We start from the raw sequence: 20,126 nt of genomic DNA, 5'->3' as shown, positions 1-20,126 counted from the left end.
CGGGCCGCTGTGCACGCTGCCTCAGGGAAGCGCCTCGGGGACGCCCACCCCCGGCAGGAAGGGCCAACGGATCTGCGGCTGGTACCGGCGGCGCTCGCGGCCTGGGGCACGGCCGCTGTGACCCTGGATGCCTCGCCGGGGTGGCTCACGGGGATGGTGGCCGGGTGCCTGGTGCTCGCCTGTGTGTTGTTGTCGGGACGGTGGCGCGGAGGGCGGGGCCCAGGACGGGGCGGCCGGGTGCCGGTCGCCGCTGTGCTGCTCTGTGTCGCGGCTGCCGCCGTGTCCGCAGGGCTGCACGGGGCGGATCTGCGACGGGGACCGGTGCCCGCGCTGGCCCGGCAGTACGCCACCGTGACCGCCGAGGTCGAGGTGACCTCCGACCCCCGGCTGACCCGGCCCCGGATCACGGGGGACCACGCGGCCCCGACCGCCGTCGTCATCGGCGCCGACGTCCGGCGGGTGGAGACGGCGGACGGGCGGGCGGTGGTGACGCGGGCGCCGGTGCTGTTGATCGTCGACGCGCGTGCGGGGGCCGACTCGGGTGCGCGGGCGGCCCGTAGTGCGCCGCCCGCCGTGGAAGGTCCGGCCCGGTCGCCCTGGCTCGGGTTGTTGCCGTCCACACGGGTGCGGGTCACCGCGCGTGCCGCGTCGGCGTTGGCCGGGGGTGACCGGGTCGCGGCCGTACTGCGGGTGCGGGACCGGGGAGGGCCCGAGGTCGTGGGGGAGGCGTCCGGGACGCAGCGGTTCGCGGGGCGGTTGCGGGCAGGGCTTCGGGAAGCCACCGACGGGTTGCCGGCGGATGCTCGGGCGCTGCTGCCCGGGCTGGTCGTCGGGGACACCTCACGGATCACGCCCGAGTTGGACGAGGCATTCAAGGAGACCGACCTCGCGCACACGCTCGCCGTCTCCGGCAGCAACCTCACGATCCTGCTCGCCCTGCTCATCGGGCCGCCCGGACTCGCCCAACTCGTCGAGCGACGGGGACTGGCGCCCCGCCTCGGGGTGTCGCTGCGGACGACCGCGTTGCTCGGCGGCGGGCTCACGCTGGGGTTCGTCGTCGTGTGCCGGCCGGACCCGAGCGTGCTGCGGGCCGCAGCCTGCGGGGCCGTCGCGTTGCTCGCGCTCGCGACCGGACGCCGCAGATCACTGATCCCGGCGCTGGCGACCGCCGTACTGCTGCTGGTGCTGTACGACCCGTGGCTGGCCCGCAGTTACGGCTTTCTGCTCTCCGTGCTGGCCACCGGTGCCCTGCTCACGCTCGCGCCGCGCTGGAGCCTGGCGTTGCGCCGGCGCCGGGTGCCGCCGCGACTGGCGGAGGCGTTGGCCGCCGCGGCTGCCGCGCAGGCCCTGTGCGCGCCGGTGGTCGCCGTGCTGTCGGCGCGGGTGAGCCTGGTGGCGGTGCCGTGCAATCTGCTCGTGGAGTTCGCCGTCGCCCCGGCCACGGTGCTCGGCTTCGCGGCGCTGGCGACGGCACCCGTGGCGATGCCCGCGGCCAAGGCGCTGGCCTGGTGCGCGAGTTGGCCCGCCGGGTGGATCGCGGACGTCGCCCGGACCGGGGCGTCGCTGCCCGGCGGGGGAGTGGACTGGCCGGGCAGCTGGACGGGGGCGGGGCTGCTCGCTCTCGTCACCGGCCTCCTGCTGCTCGTCGGGCGACGGCTGCTGAGGCATCCCTGGTGGTGTGCCGTCTGCGCCCTGGCGTTCGTGCTCGCGGTCGTGCAGCCGCCACCAGTGACCCGGGTGATCACGGGCTGGCCACCGCCGGGCTGGCGGCTGGCGATGTGCGATGTGGGCCAGGGCGACGCGATGGTGCTGGCGGCGGGCGAGGGCACGGGAGTGGTCGTGGACGCCGGACCCGATCCGGGGCTCGTCGACGACTGTCTGCGCACGCTCGGGATCACCAAGGTGCCGCTCGTGGTGCTGACCCATTTCCACGCCGACCATGTGGCGGGGCTGGCCGGGGTGCTGCGGGGGCGGTCGGTGGGGGCGATCGAGACGACGGGGTTCGAGGAGCCGCTGGACCAGGCCGATGCCGTACGGCGGGAGGCGGCCGCTCGGCGCATTCCGGTGACGCGTGCCGTGGCCGGGGAGAAGCGGCGTACGGGGGCGCTGACCTGGGAGGTGCTGTGGCCGCCGGCGGGCCCGGCGACGGTGGCGGCGACGGACGGGCCGAACGACGCCAGTGTCACGATGCTCGTACGGTCCGCCGGGCTGCGCTTCCTCCTCCTCGGGGACCTCGAACCCCCGGCCCAGCAGGAGCTGTTGAGATCACCGGCGGGTGCGCGGCTGGCCGGGGTGGATGTCCTGAAGGTCGCTCACCATGGTTCGGCGTACCAGGACCCGGAGCTGATACGCCGGGCCGCCCCGCGGCTCGCGCTCATTTCCGTAGGCGCCGACAACTCGTACGGCCATCCGGCTCCCACTACGGTCGCCGCGCTGCGGGCCGGGGGTGCTGTGGTGCTGCGGACGGACCGGGACGGGGCGCTGGCGGTCGCCGGGGCGGGCGGCGGAAACAGAGCCGGAGGGGGAGACGGAGACAGGGACGGAGACAGAGACGGAGGAGGTGCGGGGCGCGGCGCCGGAGGCGGTGAAGGCGGTGGCGCGGGCGGTGGGGAGCTGTGGGTGGCGCGAGACTGGAGGCATGAATCCCGCACAGGTTGACGCTTATCTCCGCCGACTGGGAGTCCAGCACCCGGCGTGGCCCACCGTGGAGGTCCTGCGCGAGCTGCATCTGCGTCATCTGCAGACCGTGCCGTTCGAGAACCTGTCGGTCCACCTCGGTGAGGAGATCGTGCTGGAGGAGGAGCGGCTGGTGGAGAAGGTGGTCGGTGCCGGGAGGGGAGGGTTCTGTTATGAGCTGAACGGGGCGTTCGGGGCGTTGCTGGCCGCGCTCGGCTTCGACGTCACGCTGCTCGCGGGCCGGGTGTACGGGGACGAGGGGCGGCTCGGAATCCCGTACGACCACCTCGCGCTGCGGGTGCGGACGGTGGACGGGGGCGAGTGGCTGGCCGATGTCGGGTTCGGGGCGCACAGTCACTACCCGCTGGCCTTCGGGGTGCGGGGTGAGCAGGAGGATCCCGGCGGCACCTTCCGGATCGTCGAGGCGGGGCCCGATGCCGCCGGGGTGCGGAGCGGGGACGGTGCGGTGACGAAGGGGGCGTGCGACGCCGCGGATCTGGATGTCCTCATGGGCGGCAGGAGTCAGTACCGGCTGGAGGTGCGGCCCCGGGCGCTCGGTGATTTCGTGGCCGGGGCCTGGTGGCACAGCACCTCGTCGGCCTCGCACTTCACCCGGTCACTGGTGTGCTCAAGGGTGACGGAGGACGGCGGGCGGATCACTCTCAGCGGTCGTGCCTTCAAGGTGACGGCCGCCGACGGGACGCGGGAGGAACGGGAGTTGGAGACGGACGAGGAGGTGCTGGCGGCGTACCGGGAGAGGTTCGGTATCGAACTCGACCGGGTGCCGACGGTGCGTCATCCCGACCGGAACGGCTGGGTGCAGGGCGTCTCGAAGGGGTGAGCGCTCGGGGCACCGGGGCCGAGCGGGAAAATGGTGCCGTGAGCGATGTGAGACATGTGCTGGTGCTGCCTGATCGGGATGCCGCGGAAGAGGTCGTCGAGGCGCTCTCGGAGCGGTTCGGGGTGGATGAGGAGCCGCGGGTCGTGAGGGACGCGCTGGCAGGGGAGGACGATGCGGAGGACGCGCAGTGGCTCGTGGTGCTGCGGGACGCGGCGGGGCGATTGGATGCCGGGGAGCTGAACGAGTTCGCCGGGGAGTGGGACGGGTGGCGGGAAGAGCCATGAGCCCGCGGCGGCTTGGCCGGGTGAGGTGAGGCCGGGTTCGTTGGGTGAGGCGCGGTGGGCTGGGCGGGGGTGGGGTTTCGCTCGTCCGCGCCGGTGTGGGGCCGTGCAGGCAGCGCTGCTGGGCCGGAGTGACCGCTCCCGTCCAGGGGCACGAGGAACTGCGCGACCAACCCGCACCAGCGCCCCCACCGGCCCCTCACCGGCCCGCCACCGGCCCCTCACCGGCCCGCCACCGGCCCCTCACCGGCCCGCCACCGGCCCCCCGTCGGCCCGCAGCTACGGCGTTGTCAGAGCCGCGTGCCATGCTGTACGCGATGGCCAAGAAGACTGCTCATGACGACCCCCTCGCCCCTGTGACCCTTGCTGTGGGGCAGGAGGAGCTCCTGCTTGACCGGGCTGTGCGGGAGGTGGTCGCTGCCGCCCGGGCCGCCGACGCGGATACGGACGTGCGGGATCTGAGCCCCGAGCAGGTGCAGCCGGGGACGCTTGCCGAGCTGACCAGTCCGTCGTTGTTCGCGGAGCGCAAGGTCGTGGTCGTGCGCAATGCGCAGGATCTCTCCGCCGACACCGTCAAGGATGTGAAGGCGTATCTCGGGGCGCCCGCCGAGGAGATCACCCTGGTGCTGCTGCACGCGGGGGGAGCCAAGGGCAAGGCACTGCTCGACGCCGCGCGGAAGGCGGGGGCCCGGGAGGTCCTCTGTCCGAAGATGACCAAGCCGGCGGACCGGCTGGCCTTCGTGCGGCAGGAGTTCCGGGGGACGGGGCGGTCCGCCACCCCCGAGGCGTGCCAGGCGCTGGTCGACGCGATCGGGAGTGATCTGCGGGAGCTGGCGTCCGCCGTGTCTCAGCTGGTCGCGGATGTCGGGGGGACGATCGACGAGGCCGTCGTGGGGCGGTACTACACAGGGCGGGCCGAGGCTTCGAGTTTCACCGTTGCCGACCGGGCCGTGGAGGGGCGGGCCGCGGAGGCGTTGGAGGCGTTGCGGTGGTCGTTGTCGACCGGGGTCGCGCCGGTCCTGATCACCAGTGCGCTGGCCCAGGGCGTGCGGGCCATCGGGAAGCTGTCGTCGGCACGGGGCGGGCGGCCCGCCGATCTCGCGCGTGAGCTGGGGATGCCGCCCTGGAAGATCGATCGGGTGCGGCAGCAGATGCGGGGGTGGACGCCGGACGGGGTCTCCGTTGCGCTGCGCGCCGTGGCTGAGGCGGACGCGGGGGTGAAGGGCGGGGGGGACGATCCCGGGTACGCCCTGGAGAAGGCGGTGGTGGCGATTGCTCGGGCGGCGCGGTCTCGGGGACGGGGTTAGTCCGCATTACGTCCCGTGGTGCGGGAGCCGTCGCGCCATCGGGGGTGCCCCACAGTGCCGTAGCGCGTCCGCGGCATGCGCTGTGGCTGGTCGCGCAGTTCCCCGCGCCCCTTCGGGCGCTGGCCCCTCACGCCGTTCCCCCTTCAGGCCACACGCCGTGCCTCAACACCCCAGCCTCCACGCTGTGGTCGATCGCGCAGTTCCCCGCGCCCCTTCGGGCGCCCGGGAGGAGAATCGTCGTGTCAGCCGAACATCGCCGGACAACGGAGAGGTGGCGGTCGTCATGGCTGAGCATCCGCACGCAGTGCTGGTTCGCAAGGGGTTCGAGGCGTTCATGCGGGGGGATATGGACACCCTGCGGGAGTTGATCGCGAACGACGCCACGCATCACGTGCCCGGTAGTCACCCGCTCTCGGGGGACTTCAAGGGGCAGGACGCGATCATCGACATGTATCAGAGGATCGGGCAGGAGACCGGCGGGTCGATGCGTCTGGACATGCTCGGGATCGCTGTGGACGGGCGTGGTCACGCCGTCGGGATGTGCCGGTTCACGGCCGAGCGGAAGGGCCGGCGCCTGGACGACACCGGGTGCATCGTCTTCCGGATCGTCGGGGACAAGGTCACCGATCTCGACGAGTGCGTCGAGGACATCGACAAGAGCAATGAGTTCTGGGCGGACTAGCCACCCGGCAGACCAGAATCCGCGCAGGTCATGACGGAGGCCCCGGTCGCCCTGCCCTGGGGAAGGGCACGGCACCGGGGCCTTCGGTTCAAGCTGTCGGAGTCACGCCCGCGTGGCGAACGCAGGCCGCGCGTGGCTCCTGGGGGCCGGTCGGGAGCGGATGAGAGAGGGCCCGCTCTGGTCCTTCCGGCGGTTCGGTCCCGTAGGAACAGGACCGGTCAGATCAGAAGAGTGAGCCTTAGAGGCCGGAGACCTTCGAAGCAAGCGCCGACTTCTTGTTGGCGGCCTGGTTCTTGTGGATGACGCCCTTGGAGACGGCCTTGTCGAGCGCACGCGCAGCAGCGCGCTGGTACTCGGTGGCCTTCTCGGCGTCACCCGCGGCAGCGGCCTCACGGGCCTTGCGGATCGCGGTCTTCAGGGAGGACTTGACGGCCTTGTTGCGCAGCCGGGCCTTCTCGTTGGTCTTGATCCGCTTGATCTGGGACTTGATGTTCGCCACGAATGAGCCTCTACAGGTTCAGGCACGGGGCCAGGAGGATTCCCACGAAGGGAAAACCAGGGTCCCGTACCAGGTGATTTCTCGGAGTTGTGCCTCGTGCTGAGAGGGCATGAGGACACAGCCACTCAGACTACCAGCGGCTCCGCGAGTGGCCCAAACCGGTCGCCGGTCCCCGCGCGTGGGACCATGGAGGCTACGTATCGATCCGACCCGAGACCGCAGACACTGCGGACGCCTCAAGAATCAGGACCCTGCGTGCCCGCGATCCCCAGCCACGTGCCCGAGCCGAGCCGTACCGACCCGGCTCAGATCCGCAACTTCTGCATCATCGCGCACATCGACCACGGCAAGTCCACGCTCGCCGACCGGATGCTCCAGCTGACCGGCGTGGTCGACCAGCGCCAGATGCGTGCTCAGTATCTCGACCGCATGGACATCGAGCGTGAGCGCGGAATCACGATCAAGTCGCAGGCGGTGCGTCTGCCGTGGGCCCCGACCCACGACAAGACCGACACGCACATCCTCAACATGATCGACACCCCGGGGCACGTCGACTTCACCTACGAGGTCTCGCGGTCGCTCGCCGCCTGTGAGGGCACCGTCCTCCTCGTCGACGCCGCCCAGGGCATCGAGGCCCAGACCCTCGCCAACCTCTACCTGGCGATGGAGAACGACCTCAAGATCATCCCCGTACTGAACAAGATCGACCTGCCGGCCGCCCAGCCGGAGAAGTTCTCCGAGGAACTCGCCAACCTCATCGGCTGCGACCCCGACGACGTGCTCAAGGTCTCCGCCAAGACCGGGCTCGGCGTCGAGGCGCTGCTCGACAAGGTGGTGGCGGAGGTTCCCGCCCCGGTCGGCGTCCAGGACGCTCCGGCCCGCGCGATGATCTTCGACTCCGTCTACGACTCCTACCGGGGCGTGGTGACGTACGTACGAGTCATCGACGGACAGCTCAACAAGCGCGAGCGCATCCGGATGATGTCCACGAACGCCACGCACGAACTGCTGGAGATCGGGACCAACTCACCGGAGATGCTCTCCGCCGACGGCCTGGGCGTCGGCGAGGTGGGCTACATCATCACCGGCGTGAAGGACGTCCGCCAGTCCAAGGTCGGTGACACGATCACCACCTTGAACAAGGGGGCGACCGAGGCGCTCGGCGGTTACAAGGACCCCAAGCCGATGGTCTTCTCGGGCCTGTATCCGCTGGACGGCTCCGATTACCCCGAGCTGCGCGACGCCCTCGACAAGCTGCAGCTCAACGACGCCGCCCTCGTCTACGAGCCGGAGACCTCCGCCGCCCTGGGCTTCGGCTTCCGCGTCGGCTTCCTCGGCCTGCTGCACCTCGACGTGATCCGGGAGCGGCTGGAGCGCGAGTTCGGCCTCGACCTGATCGCCACGGCCCCGAACGTGGTCTACCGCGTCCTCATGGAGGACGGCACCGAGCACACCGTCACCAACCCGAGCGAGTTCCCGGAGGGGAAGATCAGTGAGGTGTACGAGCCGGTCGTACGCGCCACGATCCTCGCCCCGTCGGAGTTCATCGGCTCGATCATGGAGCTGTGCCAGACCCGGCGCGGCACCCTGCTCGGCATGGACTACCTGTCCGAGGACCGGGTCGAGATCCGCTACACCCTGCCGCTCGCCGAGATCGTCTTCGACTTCTTCGACCAGCTGAAGTCGAAGACGCGCGGTTACGCGTCGCTGGACTACGAGCCCACCGGCGAGCTGGCATCCAGCCTGGTCAAGGTGGACATCCTGCTGCACGGCGACAAGGTGGACGCGTTCTCCGCGATCACGCACAAGGACGCGGCCTACGCCTACGGTGTGCGGCTCGTCGCCAAGCTGCGCGAGCTCATCCCGCGGCAGGCCTTCGAGGTGCCCATCCAGGCCGCCATCGGCTCCCGGGTCATCGCCCGCGAGACCATCCGCGCCATCCGCAAGGACGTTCTCGCCAAGTGCTACGGCGGTGACATCTCCCGTAAGCGGAAACTCCTGGAGAAGCAGAAGGAAGGCAAGAAGCGGATGAAGATGGTGGGTTCCGTGGAGGTTCCGCAGGAGGCCTTCATCGCCGTTCTGTCCAGCGATGACAGCGCGGGGTCGGGCAAGGGCAAGAAGTAACCGCGGGTTACAGCCGGTTACCCGTCGAATCGGACGGAAAGGGGTCCGTCGTGCGAAAGTGCGGTGGACCCCTACGCGTGCGTAGGGTCGCGCTCGGTAGGAAGTGACAGGCCGCCGCCCCTTACGAACGGGTCGGCCGCGCTTTACTCTGATCCCTGCTCGATAGTTACTCGCGAGTTAAACAAGCCGAAACCTGAGCCAGCCGCATTGTCGCGGGCCCGGAGGATGTCGTGAGCGACACACAGACACTGATCGAGAACCGTCCGCCGAGTGTGGCGACCGTCTTCCTGGAGCGCGTGGCGGCCACACCGGACGCCGAGGCGTACCGGTACCCGGTGCCGGCGGCCTCCGGGCAGGGCCCGGACGAGTGGAAGTCGCTCAGCTGGGCGCAGGCCGCGGAGCGGGTGTACGCCATCGCGGCCGGGCTGATCGAACTGGGAGTACAGCCGGAGCAGCGAATCGCCCTCGCCTCCTCGACCCGGATCGAGTGGATCCTCGCGGACCTCGGCATCATGTGCGCCGGCGCCGCCACGACCACGATCTACCCGCAGACCAACGCCGACGAGTCGGCGTTCATCCTCTCCGACTCCGAGAGCCGGGTGCTGATCGCGGAGGACGCGGCCCAGCTCGCCAAGGCGGTCGAGAAGCGCGGCGAACTGCCCGCCCTCACCCATGTCGTGGTGATCGACCCGGCCGGGGTCGAGACCGCCGACTGGATCCTGACCCTCTCCGAGCTGGAGGCCCGTGGTGCCGCCCGCCTCGAGAAGGACCCCGAGCTGATCAGGGAGCGGGTCGGCGCGATCACCAGGGACCAGCTCGCGACGCTGATCTACACCTCCGGCACCACCGGCCGTCCCAAGGGCGTACGGCTGCCGCACGACAACTGGGCCTACATGGCCAAGGCGACCGCCGCGACCGGTCTGATCAGCAGCGAGGACGTGCAGTACCTGTGGCTGCCGCTCGCCCACGTCTTCGGCAAGGTGCTCACCTCCGGACAGATCGAGGTCGGTCACGTCACCGCCGTCGACGGCCGCGTGGACAAGATCATCGAGAATCTGCCGATCGTGCAGCCGACGTACATGGCGGCCGTGCCGCGCATCTTCGAGAAGGTCTACAACGGGGTCGCCGCGAAGGCCCGTGCGGGCGGTGGCGCCAAGTACAAGATCTTCCAGTGGGCCGCCGAGGTCGGCCGCGCCTACGCCAAGGAGAGCCAGGACAACTTCCGGCGCACCGGCACGGCGTCCGTCCCGTTCTCGCTCGGCGCCAAGCACAAGGTCGCCGACGCGTTGGTCTTCGCCAAGATCCGAGAGGCGTTCGGCGGGAACCTGCGGGCGTGTGTCTCCGGGTCGGCCGCGCTCGCACCCGAGATCGGGTACTTCTTCGCCGGCGCCGGCATCCACATCCTCGAGGGCTACGGCCTCACGGAGTCCTCGGCGGCCTCCTTCGTGAACCCGGGTGAGGCCTACCGCACCGGTACGGTCGGCAAGCCGCTGCCCGGCACGGAGGTCCGTATCGCGGACGACGGGGAGATTCTGCTGCGCGGTCCGGGGATCATGGAGGGCTACCATGGGCTGCCCGAGAAGACCGCCGAGGTCCTCGAGGCCGACGGGTGGTTCCACACCGGGGACATCGGTGAGCTGTCGCCCGACGGGTATCTGCGGATCACCGACCGCAAGAAGGACCTCATCAAGACGTCCGGCGGCAAGTACATCGCGCCCGCCGAGGTCGAGGGACAGTTCAAGGCGGTGTGCCCGTACGTGTCCAACATCCTGGTGCACGGGGCGGACCGGAACTTCTGCACGGCGCTCATCGCGCTGGACGAGGTGTCCATCCTGGAGTGGGCCAAGGAGAACGGGCTCGAAGGGAAGTCGTACGTGGAGGTCGTCGCCGCGCCCGTCACCGTCTCCATGGTCGAGGGCTATGTGAAGCAGCTCAACGAGGGGCTTCAGCGGTGGCAGACGATCAAGAAGTTCCGGTTGCTGCCGCGGGACCTGGACGTGGAGCATGGTGAGATCACGCCGAGTCTGAAGTTGAAGCGGCCTGTGGTGGAGCGGGAGTACAAGCACCTCATCGACGAGATGTACGCGGGGTCTCGCGAGGCGTGAGGGGTGGCTGGGGAGCGTGTGCGACTGGCGTCCGTTGTGGCTGGTCGCGCAGTTCCCCGCGCCCCTAAAATCGCCCCAGAAGCTGACGCAGTTCTCTCACCTGGGTGCGCTGGGGATCGGCCAACTCGGTCTCCAGCGCGGCCAGTTGCTTGTTCACCTCCTCGTAGTCCGCCCGTTGTCGCGCTAGCAGTCGCTCCAACTGCTGGTTCTTTCTGTGCAGGTCCAGGAAGACGCTCACCTTCGCCCTCAGCACCCAGGGGTCGAACGGCTTGGTCAGGTAGTCCGCGGCGCCCGTCGCGTAGCCGCGGAAGGCGTAGCCGGAGTCGTCCTCCACGCCCGTGAGGAAGATGATCGGGACGTCCTTCGTCTGGTCCAGGCGTTTGATGTGCGCCGCCGTCTCGAAGCCGTCCATGCCCGGCATCCGGACGTCCAGGAGGACCAGGGCGAACTGGCGGCGGAGCAGGGCCTTCATCGCCTCCTCGCCCGAACGGGCGCGGATCAGTGGTTCGTTGAGGGATCCCAGGACGGCTTCCAGTGCGATCAGGTTGTCCTCCATGTCGTCGACCAGGAGGATGCCCGCGCTCTCGTCGGTCCTTGCCTCAGCGCTGCTCATGTGACTGCCTCATTCAGTCGTCGGTGGGCGGGACCACCGCTTCCTCTGCGTCGGTCCGCTCCTCCGCCTGAGCGCCCTCGGGGTCCAGGAGCGCCCAGACGACGGTCAGCAGCTGGTCGACGTCCACCGGCTTGGGTACGTAGTCGTTGGCGCCGCGCGCGATCGATTTCTCACGGTCTCCGGGCATCGCCTTCGCGGTGAGCGCGACGATGGGCAGACCGGACCAGCGCGGGGTGCGGCGGATGGCGGCGATGGTCTCGTAGCCGTCCATCTCCGGCATCATGATGTCCATCAGGACGAGTTCCACATCCGGGTTGCGCTCCAGGGTCTCGATGCCCTCGCGGCCGTTCTCCGCGTACAGGACGGACATGCCGACCCGGCCCAGCACATGCGTGAGGGCGAAGACGTTGCGGATGTCGTCGTCGACGATCAGCACCCGCCGTCCCGACAGCACCTGCCCTGCCCGGCCCGTCGTCCACGCCTCCAGCTTGGTGGGGGCCGGCCATGAGTCCTCGGCGTCGTGGGCGGTGGGGTAGGGCTCGGTGGACAGGTCCTCCGGGGCCGGCAGGAGACGGTCCTCGGTGGTCGGGCCGGTCGCCGAGTGGCCGGGGCTGACGACGGGGACGTAGAGCGTAAAGGTGGAGCCCTTGCCGGGTTCGCTCTCCGCGACGATACGGCCGCCCAGCAGGCCCGCGATCTCCCGGCTGATGGACAGACCGAGCCCCGTGCCGCCGTACTTGCGGTTGGTCGTGCCGTCGGCCTGCTGGAACGCCTCGAAGATCACCGGGAGTTTCTCCCGTGCGATGCCGATGCCGGTGTCGGAGACCGCGAAGGTGACCACGTCGTCGCTGTCGCGGACGTACCGGTGCTCGGGGTCCTTGATGCGGTTCACGCGCAGTTCGACCCGGCCGGCGGCGGTGAACTTGATCGCGTTGGAGAGCAGGTTGCGCAGGATCTGCTGGAGGCGCTGTTCGTCCGAGTACATCTCGCGCGGCACGGCCTCGCCGACCGCCAGCTCGAAGGCGAGCCCCCGGTCCAGGGTGAGCGGGCGGAAGGTGGCGTGGACATAGTCGAGCAGCTTGATGAGCGGCAGCTTCTTCGGGCGTACGTCCATCCGGCCGGCCTCGATCTTCGACAGGTCCAGGATGTCGTTGATCAGTTGGAGCAGGTCCGAGCCCGACCGGTGGATCGTCGTCGCGAACTGCACCTCCTGGTCGGAGAGATGGCCGTCGGGGTTGTCGGAGAGGAGCCTCGCCAGGATCAGCAGGGAGTTCAGCGGGGTGCGCAGTTCGTGCGACATGTTCGCCAGGAACTCCGACTTGTACTGGGAGGAGGTCGCCAACAGGGCTGCCTTCTCCTCCAGTTCGGCGTTCGAGCGCTGCAATTCCGCCTGCTGCATCTGGAGTTCGTCCGAGCGCTCCTGGAGCTGCATCGCCAGGCGCTGGGACTCGCCCAGCAGGGACTCGGTGCGGGAGTTGGCGATGATGGTGTTGATGGCGACGCCGATGGTGTTCACGAACTGGTCGAAGAAGGCCAGGTGGACATCGGAGAAGCGGGAGAAGGACGCCAGCTCGATCACGCCGAGGAGCTTGTCCTCGAAGAGGATCGGGATGATGACGACGCTGGCCGGGGCCGCCTCGCCGAGCCCGCTGTTGATCTTGATGTAGTCCGGTGGGGCCTCCTCCACCAGGATCCGCTTCTTCTCGCGGGCCGCCTGGCGCACCAGGCCGTGGACCGGCATGCCGCCGGTGTCGACGGTCGCGCCCTGCGCCGAGCCGTAGCCCGCGATGAAGGCGAGTCCCTTCGCGGGAACGGCGGTGTGCAGCGAGGTGCCGTCCTCGTCCGGGTCGGCCAGGAAGAACGCCCCGTACTGGGCGTTCACCAGCGGGGTCAGTTCGCGCAGGATCAGGTCGGCGACCTCCATCAGGTCCCGGTGGCCCTGCATCAGGGCGGCCAGGCGAGCGAGGTTCGACTCCAGCCAGTCCTTCGCCCGGGTCGTCTCGCGGAGGTTGGCCACCATCAGGTTGATGTTGTCCTTGAGCTCGGTGACCTCGCCCTGGGTCTCCACGGTGATGGCGCGGGACATGTCGCCCTGGGCCACCGCGGAGGCGACCTCGGCGATGGCCCGGACCTGGGTGGTCAGGTTGGACGCCAGCTCGTTCACGTTCGTCGTCAGCCGCTTCCAGGTGCCGTACACGCCCTCGACGCGCGCCTGGCCGCCGAGTTGGCCTTCGGAGCCCACCTCGCGGGCCACGCGGGTGACCTCGGAGGAGAAGGAGGAGAGCGTGTCGACCATCGTGTTGATGGCGGTCTTCAGCTCCAGGATCTCGCCGCGCGCGTCCACGTCGATCTTCTTGGAGAGGTCGCCGTTGGCCACGGCCGTGGTGACCTGGGCGATGTTCCGCACCTGTGACGTCAGGTTGTCGGCCATGTAGTTGACGTTGTCGGTCAGGTCCCGCCAGACCCCGGAGACGCCGAGGACCTGGGCCCGGCCGCCGAGCCGGCCGTCGGTGCCGACCTCGCGGGCCACCCGGGTGACCTCGTCGGCGAAGGCCCGCAGCTGCTCCACCATCGTGTTGACGGTGTCCTTCAGTTCGAGGATCTCGCCACGGGCGTCGACCGTGATCTTCTTCGACAGGTCGCCGTTGGCCACGGCCGTGGTCACCTGGGCGATGTTGCGGACCTGCGACGTCAGGTTGAGAGCCATGAAGTTGACGTTGTCCGTCAGGTCCTTCCAGACACCCGACACGCCTCGCACCTGCGCCTGACCGCCCAGGTTTCCCTCGGTGCCGACCTCGCGGGCCACGCGGGTGACCTCGTCGGCGAAGGCGGAGAGCTGGTCCACCATCGTGTTGATGGTGGACTTCAGCTCCAGGATCTCGCCCTTCGCCTCGACCGTGATCTTCTTGCCGAGGTCGCCCTGGGCCACCGCCGTCGACACCAGCGCGATGTTGCGGACCTGCGAGGTCAGGTTGTCCGCCATGAAGTTGACGTTGTCGGTGAGGTCCTTCCATACGCCACTGACACCCCGCACCTGAGCCCGCCCACCGAGATTGCCCTCGGTGCCGACCTCGCGCGCGACCCTGGTCACCTCGTCCGCGAAGGCGGAGAGCTGGTCGACCATCGTGTTGATGGTGGACTTCAGCTCGAGGATCTCGCCCTGCGCGTCGACGGTGATCTTCTGGGACAGGTCGCCGTTGGCCACGGCCGTCGTCACCTGCGCGATGTTCCGCACTTGCGACGTCAGGTTCGACGCCATGAAGTTGACGTTGTCCGTGAGGTCCTTCCAGACCCCGGACACCCCGCGTACCTGGGCCCGGCCGCCCAACTGCCCCTCGGTGCCGACCTCGCGGGCCACCCGGGTGACCTCGTCGGCGAATGCCGAGAGCTGGTCGACCATCGTGTTCACGGTCAGCTTCAGTTCGAGCAGTTCGCCCGTCGCCTCGACCGTGACCGTACGGGTCAGGTCGCCGCGGGCCACCGCCGTGGTCACCAGGGCGATGTCCCGGACCTGCGCGGTCAGCCGGGACGCCATGGTGTTGACCGCCTCGGTCACGTCCCGCCAACTGCCCGACAGGCCCGTCACCTTGGCCCGCCCGCCCAGCCGACCCTCGGTGCCGACCTCGCGGGCCACCCGGGTCACCTCGCCGGTGAACAGGGAGAGCTGGTCGACCATCTTGTTCACGGCCCGGCCGAGTCGGCGTAGATCACCGCGCAACTGCCGGTTGCCGTCGTGCAGATCGACCCGCTGGGTCAGATCGCCGCCGGCCACCGCGTCCAGGACCCGGGTCGCGTTGGCGGCCGGGGCCACCAGGGCGTCGAGCAGTTGGTTCACGTCGTCGACCCGGGAGGTCCACGTACCCTGGCCCGGGCTGGGGGAGAGCCGCTCGTCGAGCCGGCCGTGCCGCACGAGTTCCCGCTTCACACGGTTGACCTCGCCGGTGAAGTGGACGTTGCGGTCCACCAGCTGGTTGAAGACGGCCGTCAGCTCGGCCACGATCCCGTCCCCGGACTCCGGCATCCGGCGGAAGTCGCCGTCCCGGGCCGCGGTCATCGCGGCGAGCAGAGGGCGCAGGTCCGATGCTCGCATCCGGTGGGCATTCTGTCCGTCTTCGAGCACAGGCGTACCACTGTTCTCACTCATGGCGGCCCACTTCGGTAACTCGGCGCTTATGGGCGTGGTCAGTCTGTCACTCTGTCCGCATCGACTGAGGTGTATTCGTCCGAACTGGTTCGGGAGACGGTCATGGGGGCCATTCCTGCGCAACGGGAGTCCGTTGCCCGCGCGTCCGACGTGGCGGCGCGCGACGGCGACGCGCTCCCGCACGCCCCGGCGCACGCCCACGCGACCTTTTCCGGCGGTCCGCTCGCGCCGGGCTCGGCGCGGGCCCTGTTACGGGCCACGTTCACCGAATGGGCCGAACTCGCCCTGCCCGGCACCGAGTTCCTCACCGACCGGCAGACCGACGACGCCGTGGTCGTGGTCAGCGAGCTCGTCACCAACGCCGTCATCCACGCGGGCACCGACGTCGAGCTCGACTGCCGCCTGGAGGCGCACACCGGTGCCCTCGTCGTCGAGGTCCTCGACCACCATCCCTCGCGCGCCCCTCGCGACGGTGACCCCGAACCGTCGTACGGCACACCGGAGTACGGGCGCGGGCTGCGCCTGGTCGCCGCGCTCGCCGAGACCTGGGGCATCACCTACCGCACGGGCGCCAAGACCGTGTGGGCGCAACTGCCGGCCGGAGGCAAGGAGGCCCTCGACGGGATCCAGGCCTACGCCGGGGACCGCGCACGTGACCGGGCGCTGCGGGTCGCCGGGATACTCGCCCCGGAGCCGCCCCCGTCCCGGGCCCAGGTCCCGCCCGCGCCCGTCTCTCGCGGTGACCAGGACCGGGACTGGCTGAACCGCGGGGCTCTGTCCTTCCTCGCCGAGGCCTCCGACCTGCTCGCCGGCCAGCTCGACGAGAACCTGGTGGCCGCCCTCGCGGGCCAGCTGATCGTGCCGCGGCTGGCCGACTGGTGCGCGGTGTGGCTGGAGGACGAGGTCGCCGGGCGCTGGGGGTCCCCTCGTCCGGGTGAGGCCGAGAGCGGGACGGGCTGGGGCGAGGGCGGTGTGTCCGGGCCCCGGCTGGCCCGGGTCTGGCACTGCTCCGAGACCCGGATCGAGGATCTGCGGCAGGCGCTGGAGAAGGAGCCGCCCGGCACCTCGGGGCCGGACCATCCCGGACCCGTGCCGTTCCCCTGGCCCGGCGAGGCACTGGGCCCGCACGGCACGCACGGCTCCGCGCTCGCCTACCGCCTCACGGCCGGCGGCCGCCCGCTGGGCACCCTGGTCATCGGCCGGGCCGGCCTTGTCTCCTTCCCCGACGAGATCACCGGACTCGTCGAGGACCTCAGCCGCCGGGTGGCGCTCGCCATCGGCGCGGCCCGCCAGTACGCCCGCCAGGCCACCATCAGCGCGATCCTCCAGCGCGGTCTGCTGCCCGGCGCGGTCGCCGAGATCCCCGGCGTGCGCAGCGCCCTGGTGTACGAGCCGTGCGACAAGGGCGGGCCCAGCGGCGACTTCTACGACCTCTTCCCGGCCGGCGACGGCCGCTGGTGCTTCGCCGTCGGTGACGTTCAGGGCAAGGGCCCCGAGGCCGCCGTGGTCATCGGTCTCGCCCGGCCCTGGCTCCGGCTGCTGGCCCGCGAGGGCTACCGCGTCGCCGACGTCCTCGACCGCCTCAACCAGCTGCTCCTCGACGACGCGACGGAGGCCGCGGACGCGGCGGCACGGGCCCTGGCCTCGGCGGGCGGCCGCCCCATGCACCCCGGCGACGGCCCGCAGACCCGCTTCCTGTCCCTCCTCTACGGCGAACTCGCGCCCTTCGACGGCGGAGTGCGCTGCACCCTCGCCTCCGCCGGGCATCCGCTGCCGCTGCTGCTCGGATCAGGCGGCGAGGTCCGTACGGCCGCGCGCCCGCAGACCCTGCTCGGGGTCGTCGAGGACGAGACGTACACCAGCGAGACCTTCGAGCTGCGGCCCGGCGACAGCCTGCTGTGTGTCACCGACGGGGTGACCGAGCGGCGCAGCGGCTCCCGGCAGTTCGACGACGAGGACGGGCTCGCGGACGCGCTGGCCGGGTGCGCGGGGCTGGACGCCGAGCTGATCGCGGAGCGGATCAAGCGGCTGGTCCACGAGTTCGGGGCGCGGCCGCCGGAGGACGATCTGGCGCTGCTGGTGCTGCAGGCGGAATAGGTGCCCGCCGGGGTGCGGGACAATGGAGGACATGCCTTCCGCACTCCCCGACGGCGAACCCGTCCCCGACGACGGCTCACTCCCCGCGTCCGCGCTCACCGGGTCCGCCGACCGCCCGCTCGGTTTCTATCTCCACGTCCCGTACTGCGCGACCCGCTGCGGCTACTGCGACTTCAACACCTACACCGCGACCGAGCTGCGAGGTTCGGGCGGGGTGCTGGCCTCCCGCGACAACTACGCGGACACGCTGATCGACGAGATCCGCCTGGCGCGGAAGGTCCTCGGCGACGACCCGCGCCCGGTCCGTACGGTGTTCGTCGGCGGCGGTACGCCCACGCTGCTGGCCGCCGGGGATCTCGTACGGATGCTGGGGGCGATCCGTGACGAGTTCGGGCTGGCCGCGGACGCGGAGGTGACGACCGAGGCGAACCCGGAGTCGGTGGACCCGGCGTATCTGACCGCGCTGCGGGAGGGCGGCTTCAACCGGGTGTCCTTCGGGATGCAGAGCGCGAAGCAGCACGTACTGAAGGTGCTGGACCGCACGCACACGCCGGGCCGCCCCGAGGCGTGCGTGGCGGAGGCCCGCGCGGCGGGGTTCTCGCACGTGAACCTGGACCTGATCTACGGCACCCCCGGCGAGTCCGACGACGACTGGCGGGCGTCCCTGGAGGCGGCGATCGGGGCCGGACCGGATCACGTGTCGGCGTACGCGCTGATCGTCGAGGAGGGCACCCAGCTGGCTCGCCGTATCCGCCGGGGCGAGGTGCCGATGACGGACGACGACGTGCACGCGGACCGGTATCTGATCGCGGACTCGGTGCTGGCTCAGGCCGGGTTCGACTGGTACGAGGTGTCGAACTGGGCCACGTCCGAGGCGGGCCGGTGCCTGCACAACGAGCTGTACTGGCGGGGCGCGGACTGGTGGGGGGCCGGGCCCGGGGCGCACTCGCACGTGGGCGGGGTGCGCTGGTGGAACGTGAAGCATCCCGGCGCGTACGCGGCGGCCCTCGCCGCCGGGAAGTCGCCGGGGGCGGGCCGAGAGCTGCTGTCGGAGGAGGACCGACGGGTCGAGCGGATCCTGCTGGAGCTGCGGCTTCGGGAGGGGGTGCCGCTGTCGCTGCTGCGGGAGGAGGGTCTGAAGGCCGCACGCCGGGCGCTCGCGGACGAGCTGCTGCAGGAGGGCCCGTACGAGGGGGGCCGGGCGGTGCTGACGCTTCGGGGTCGGCTGCTGGCGGACGCGGTGGTCAGGGGCTTGGTGGACTGATCACTCGGGCGAGTGAATCACAGCGGAACGCCGGTTCGGTCCCTAACCTGATTCGTAGGCTGCCGCCGAAAGGACGCGGCGGATGTGGAGGCCATGGAGATGACCGCTGTGGACGAGCGTGGATTGGCCCATTACCTCGACGAGTTCGAGCCTCCCGAGGGTGTCAAGGCTGAGCTCCTTCGGGGGGTAATCGTGATGATGGCCAGCCCGGATCTGGCGCACAACCTGATCGTGCTGCACACACTGCGCCAGATTCCCATGGACCGCTGGTACCCCATCCAGACCCAGGATGTCGACATCGCCGGCGAGGAGAGTGTGCCCATCCCGGATCTGCTACTGGCGGCGCCGGACGTACTGCCTGCCTCGGGGCGTCTACTGCCGTCCCAACTGGTCACCATGGTGGTCGAGGTCGTCTCCAAGTCCAGCGTTCATCAGGACTACGTGGTCAAGAGGTCGATCTACGCGGCGGGCAGGATCCCGGCGTATCTCGTTCTCGATCCGATCATGGCGCAGTGCGTCCTGCTGACGAGGCCCGCGGGTGACGGCGAGGACGCCGACTACCTGACGCAGCAGATCACCAAGTTCGGTGACCCGGTGCCGCTGGAGGTGCTCGGCGTCGAACTGGACACCAGCGACTTCGGCACGTACCCCGACGTCAGGCCCCACCGCTATCCGTGACGAAGTCGATCAGCTCCTCCACCCGCCCCAGCAGCTCCGGCTCCAGGTCCCGGTAAGACCCCACCCGCTTCAGGATCGCCTGCCACACCGCGCCCGTGTTCTCGGACGGCCAGCCCAGCGCCCGGCACACGCCCGTCTTCCAGTCCTGGCCGTGCGGTACCCGGGGCCACGCCTCGATCCCCAGGGACGACGGCTTCACCGCCTCCCAGATGTCGATGTACGGGTGCCCGACGACCAGAGCGTGCTCGCTGGTCACCGACGCGGCGATACGGGACTCCTTGCTGCCCGGCACCAGGTGGTCCACCAGGACGCCGAGCCGGGCGTCCGGGCCCGGCGCGAACTCGGCCACGATCGACGGGAGGTCGTCCACGCCCTCCAGGTACTCCACGACCACGCCCTCGATGCGCAGGTCGTCGCCCCAGACCTTCTCCACCAGTTCCGCGTCGTGACGGCCCTCGACGTAGATACGGCCCGCGCGGGCCACGCGTGCGCGTGCGCCGGGGACGGCCACCGAGCCGGAAGCGGTACGGGAGGGGCGTACGGGAGACGCGGCCGACGGTCTGACCAGCGTCACCACCCGGCCCTCCAGGAGGAACCCGCGCGGCTCCAGCGGGAACACCCGGTGCTTGCCGAAGCGGTCCTCCAGCGTCACCGTGCCCGCCTCGCAGCGGATCACCGCGCCGCAGAAACCCGTCCCCGGCTCCTCGACCACCAGGCCGGGCTCGGCGGGGACCTCCGGCACCGGCTTGGGCTTCTTCCACGGAGGGTTCAGGTCGGCGGAGTACTGGCGCATTCGGATGACGATAGGAGAAGCG

General features: G+C 70.3%; 14 protein-coding genes. 10 read left to right on the top strand and 4 right to left on the bottom strand.

Going from position 1 to position 20,126, the window contains the following annotated elements; translation table 11 throughout:
• The first annotated feature begins 9 nt into the window (after window positions 1-9).
• The 5 genes from ACIBJB_RS04135 to ACIBJB_RS04115 all read left to right on the top strand — a co-directional run bounded on the left by ACIBJB_RS04135 (window position 10) and on the right by ACIBJB_RS04115 (window position 5,787).
• Complete coding sequence (locus ACIBJB_RS04135; protein ID WP_398926263.1) at window positions 10-2,658, top strand: ComEC/Rec2 family competence protein; 2,649 nt, start codon at window positions 10-12, stop codon at window positions 2,656-2,658.
• Window positions 2,639-3,517 (top strand): arylamine N-acetyltransferase, encoded by an 879-nt coding sequence (locus ACIBJB_RS04130; protein WP_398926261.1) that lies wholly within the window; start codon window positions 2,639-2,641, stop codon window positions 3,515-3,517. The genes ACIBJB_RS04135 and ACIBJB_RS04130 overlap by 20 nt, the downstream gene beginning before the upstream one ends.
• Window positions 3,518-3,555: 38 nt before the next feature.
• The gene (locus ACIBJB_RS04125; protein WP_398926259.1) at window positions 3,556-3,801 is read left to right on the top strand and encodes a hypothetical protein; all 246 of its coding nucleotides are present in this window, start codon (window positions 3,556-3,558) and stop codon (window positions 3,799-3,801) included.
• A gap of 314 nt (window positions 3,802-4,115) precedes the next feature.
• Window positions 4,116-5,105, top strand: coding sequence for a DNA polymerase III subunit delta (gene holA, locus ACIBJB_RS04120; protein WP_398926257.1), 990 nt, complete (start codon window positions 4,116-4,118; stop codon window positions 5,103-5,105).
• 283 nt (window positions 5,106-5,388) lie between these two features.
• A complete protein-coding gene (locus tag ACIBJB_RS04115; protein WP_398926255.1) occupies window positions 5,389-5,787 on the top strand; it encodes a nuclear transport factor 2 family protein in 399 nt (132 codons plus the stop codon).
• A gap of 238 nt (window positions 5,788-6,025) precedes the next feature.
• Here ACIBJB_RS04115 and rpsT read toward each other — a convergent pair whose 3' ends face one another.
• Entirely contained in the window at window positions 6,026-6,286 is a 261-nt protein-coding gene (gene rpsT, locus ACIBJB_RS04110; RefSeq protein ID WP_398926253.1) for a 30S ribosomal protein S20, read from the bottom strand.
• 255 nt (window positions 6,287-6,541) lie between these two features.
• Between rpsT and lepA the strand changes: the two genes are divergently transcribed.
• Both lepA and ACIBJB_RS04100 read left to right on the top strand, forming a co-directional pair.
• Entirely contained in the window at window positions 6,542-8,410 is a 1,869-nt protein-coding gene (gene lepA, locus ACIBJB_RS04105) for a translation elongation factor 4 (protein ID WP_398926251.1), read from the top strand.
• Between the two features lie 230 nt (window positions 8,411-8,640).
• Window positions 8,641-10,515 (top strand): AMP-dependent synthetase/ligase, encoded by a 1,875-nt coding sequence (locus ACIBJB_RS04100; protein ID WP_398926249.1) that lies wholly within the window; start codon window positions 8,641-8,643, stop codon window positions 10,513-10,515.
• 64 nt (window positions 10,516-10,579) lie between these two features.
• Here ACIBJB_RS04100 and ACIBJB_RS04095 read toward each other — a convergent pair whose 3' ends face one another.
• Complete coding sequence (locus ACIBJB_RS04095) at window positions 10,580-11,128, bottom strand: two-component system response regulator (RefSeq protein WP_398926247.1); 549 nt, start codon at window positions 11,126-11,128, stop codon at window positions 10,580-10,582.
• Window positions 11,129-11,141: 13 nt separating this feature from the next.
• Entirely contained in the window at window positions 11,142-15,218 is a 4,077-nt protein-coding gene (locus ACIBJB_RS04090) for a HAMP domain-containing protein (protein WP_398926245.1), read from the bottom strand.
• Between the two features lie 156 nt (window positions 15,219-15,374).
• Here ACIBJB_RS04090 and ACIBJB_RS04085 point away from each other — a divergent pair, with 156 nt between their 5' ends.
• From ACIBJB_RS04085 to ACIBJB_RS04075, 3 genes are all read left to right on the top strand, one after another.
• The gene (locus tag ACIBJB_RS04085; protein ID WP_398926243.1) at window positions 15,375-17,369 is read left to right on the top strand and encodes a SpoIIE family protein phosphatase; all 1,995 of its coding nucleotides are present in this window, start codon (window positions 15,375-15,377) and stop codon (window positions 17,367-17,369) included.
• Between the two features lie 31 nt (window positions 17,370-17,400).
• Window positions 17,401-18,633, top strand: coding sequence for a radical SAM family heme chaperone HemW (gene hemW / locus ACIBJB_RS04080; protein ID WP_398926241.1), 1,233 nt, complete (start codon window positions 17,401-17,403; stop codon window positions 18,631-18,633).
• A gap of 99 nt (window positions 18,634-18,732) precedes the next feature.
• Window positions 18,733-19,311 carry a Uma2 family endonuclease gene (locus tag ACIBJB_RS04075; protein ID WP_398926239.1) on the top strand — a complete coding sequence of 193 codons (579 nt, stop codon included), beginning with the start codon at window positions 18,733-18,735 and terminating at the stop codon, window positions 19,309-19,311.
• On the opposite strand, the gene ACIBJB_RS04070 is transcribed toward ACIBJB_RS04075, so the two are convergent.
• Complete coding sequence (locus ACIBJB_RS04070) at window positions 19,289-20,104, bottom strand: DUF3097 domain-containing protein (RefSeq protein ID WP_398926237.1); 816 nt, start codon at window positions 20,102-20,104, stop codon at window positions 19,289-19,291. The genes ACIBJB_RS04075 and ACIBJB_RS04070 overlap by 23 nt on opposite strands.
• Between the last annotated feature and the right edge of the window lie 22 nt (window positions 20,105-20,126).

This window comes from Streptomyces sp. NPDC050759 (assembly GCF_044456945.1).
Classification (GTDB): Bacteria; Actinomycetota; Actinomycetes; order Streptomycetales; family Streptomycetaceae; genus Streptomyces.
The sequence above is the reverse complement of the archived record's forward strand: the minus strand, read 5'-3'. Positions and strand labels throughout refer to the sequence as shown.

Coding starts and splice junctions, on each gene's coding strand:
- ACIBJB_RS04115 (WP_398926255.1), top strand. CDS start 5,389: ATGGCTGAGCATCCGCACGCAGTGCTGGTTCGCAAGGGGTTCGAGGCG.
- ACIBJB_RS04075 (WP_398926239.1), top strand. CDS start 18,733: ATGACCGCTGTGGACGAGCGTGGATTGGCCCATTACCTCGACGAGTTC.
- hemW (WP_398926241.1), top strand. CDS start 17,401: ATGCCTTCCGCACTCCCCGACGGCGAACCCGTCCCCGACGACGGCTCA.
- ACIBJB_RS04090 (WP_398926245.1), bottom strand. CDS start 15,218: ATGCGAGCATCGGACCTGCGCCCTCTGCTCGCCGCGATGACCGCGGCC.
- holA (WP_398926257.1), top strand. CDS start 4,116: ATGGCCAAGAAGACTGCTCATGACGACCCCCTCGCCCCTGTGACCCTT.
- ACIBJB_RS04070 (WP_398926237.1), bottom strand. CDS start 20,104: ATGCGCCAGTACTCCGCCGACCTGAACCCTCCGTGGAAGAAGCCCAAG.
- ACIBJB_RS04085 (WP_398926243.1), top strand. CDS start 15,375: ATGGGGGCCATTCCTGCGCAACGGGAGTCCGTTGCCCGCGCGTCCGAC.
- ACIBJB_RS04095 (WP_398926247.1), bottom strand. CDS start 11,128: ATGAGCAGCGCTGAGGCAAGGACCGACGAGAGCGCGGGCATCCTCCTG.
- ACIBJB_RS04130 (WP_398926261.1), top strand. CDS start 2,639: ATGAATCCCGCACAGGTTGACGCTTATCTCCGCCGACTGGGAGTCCAG.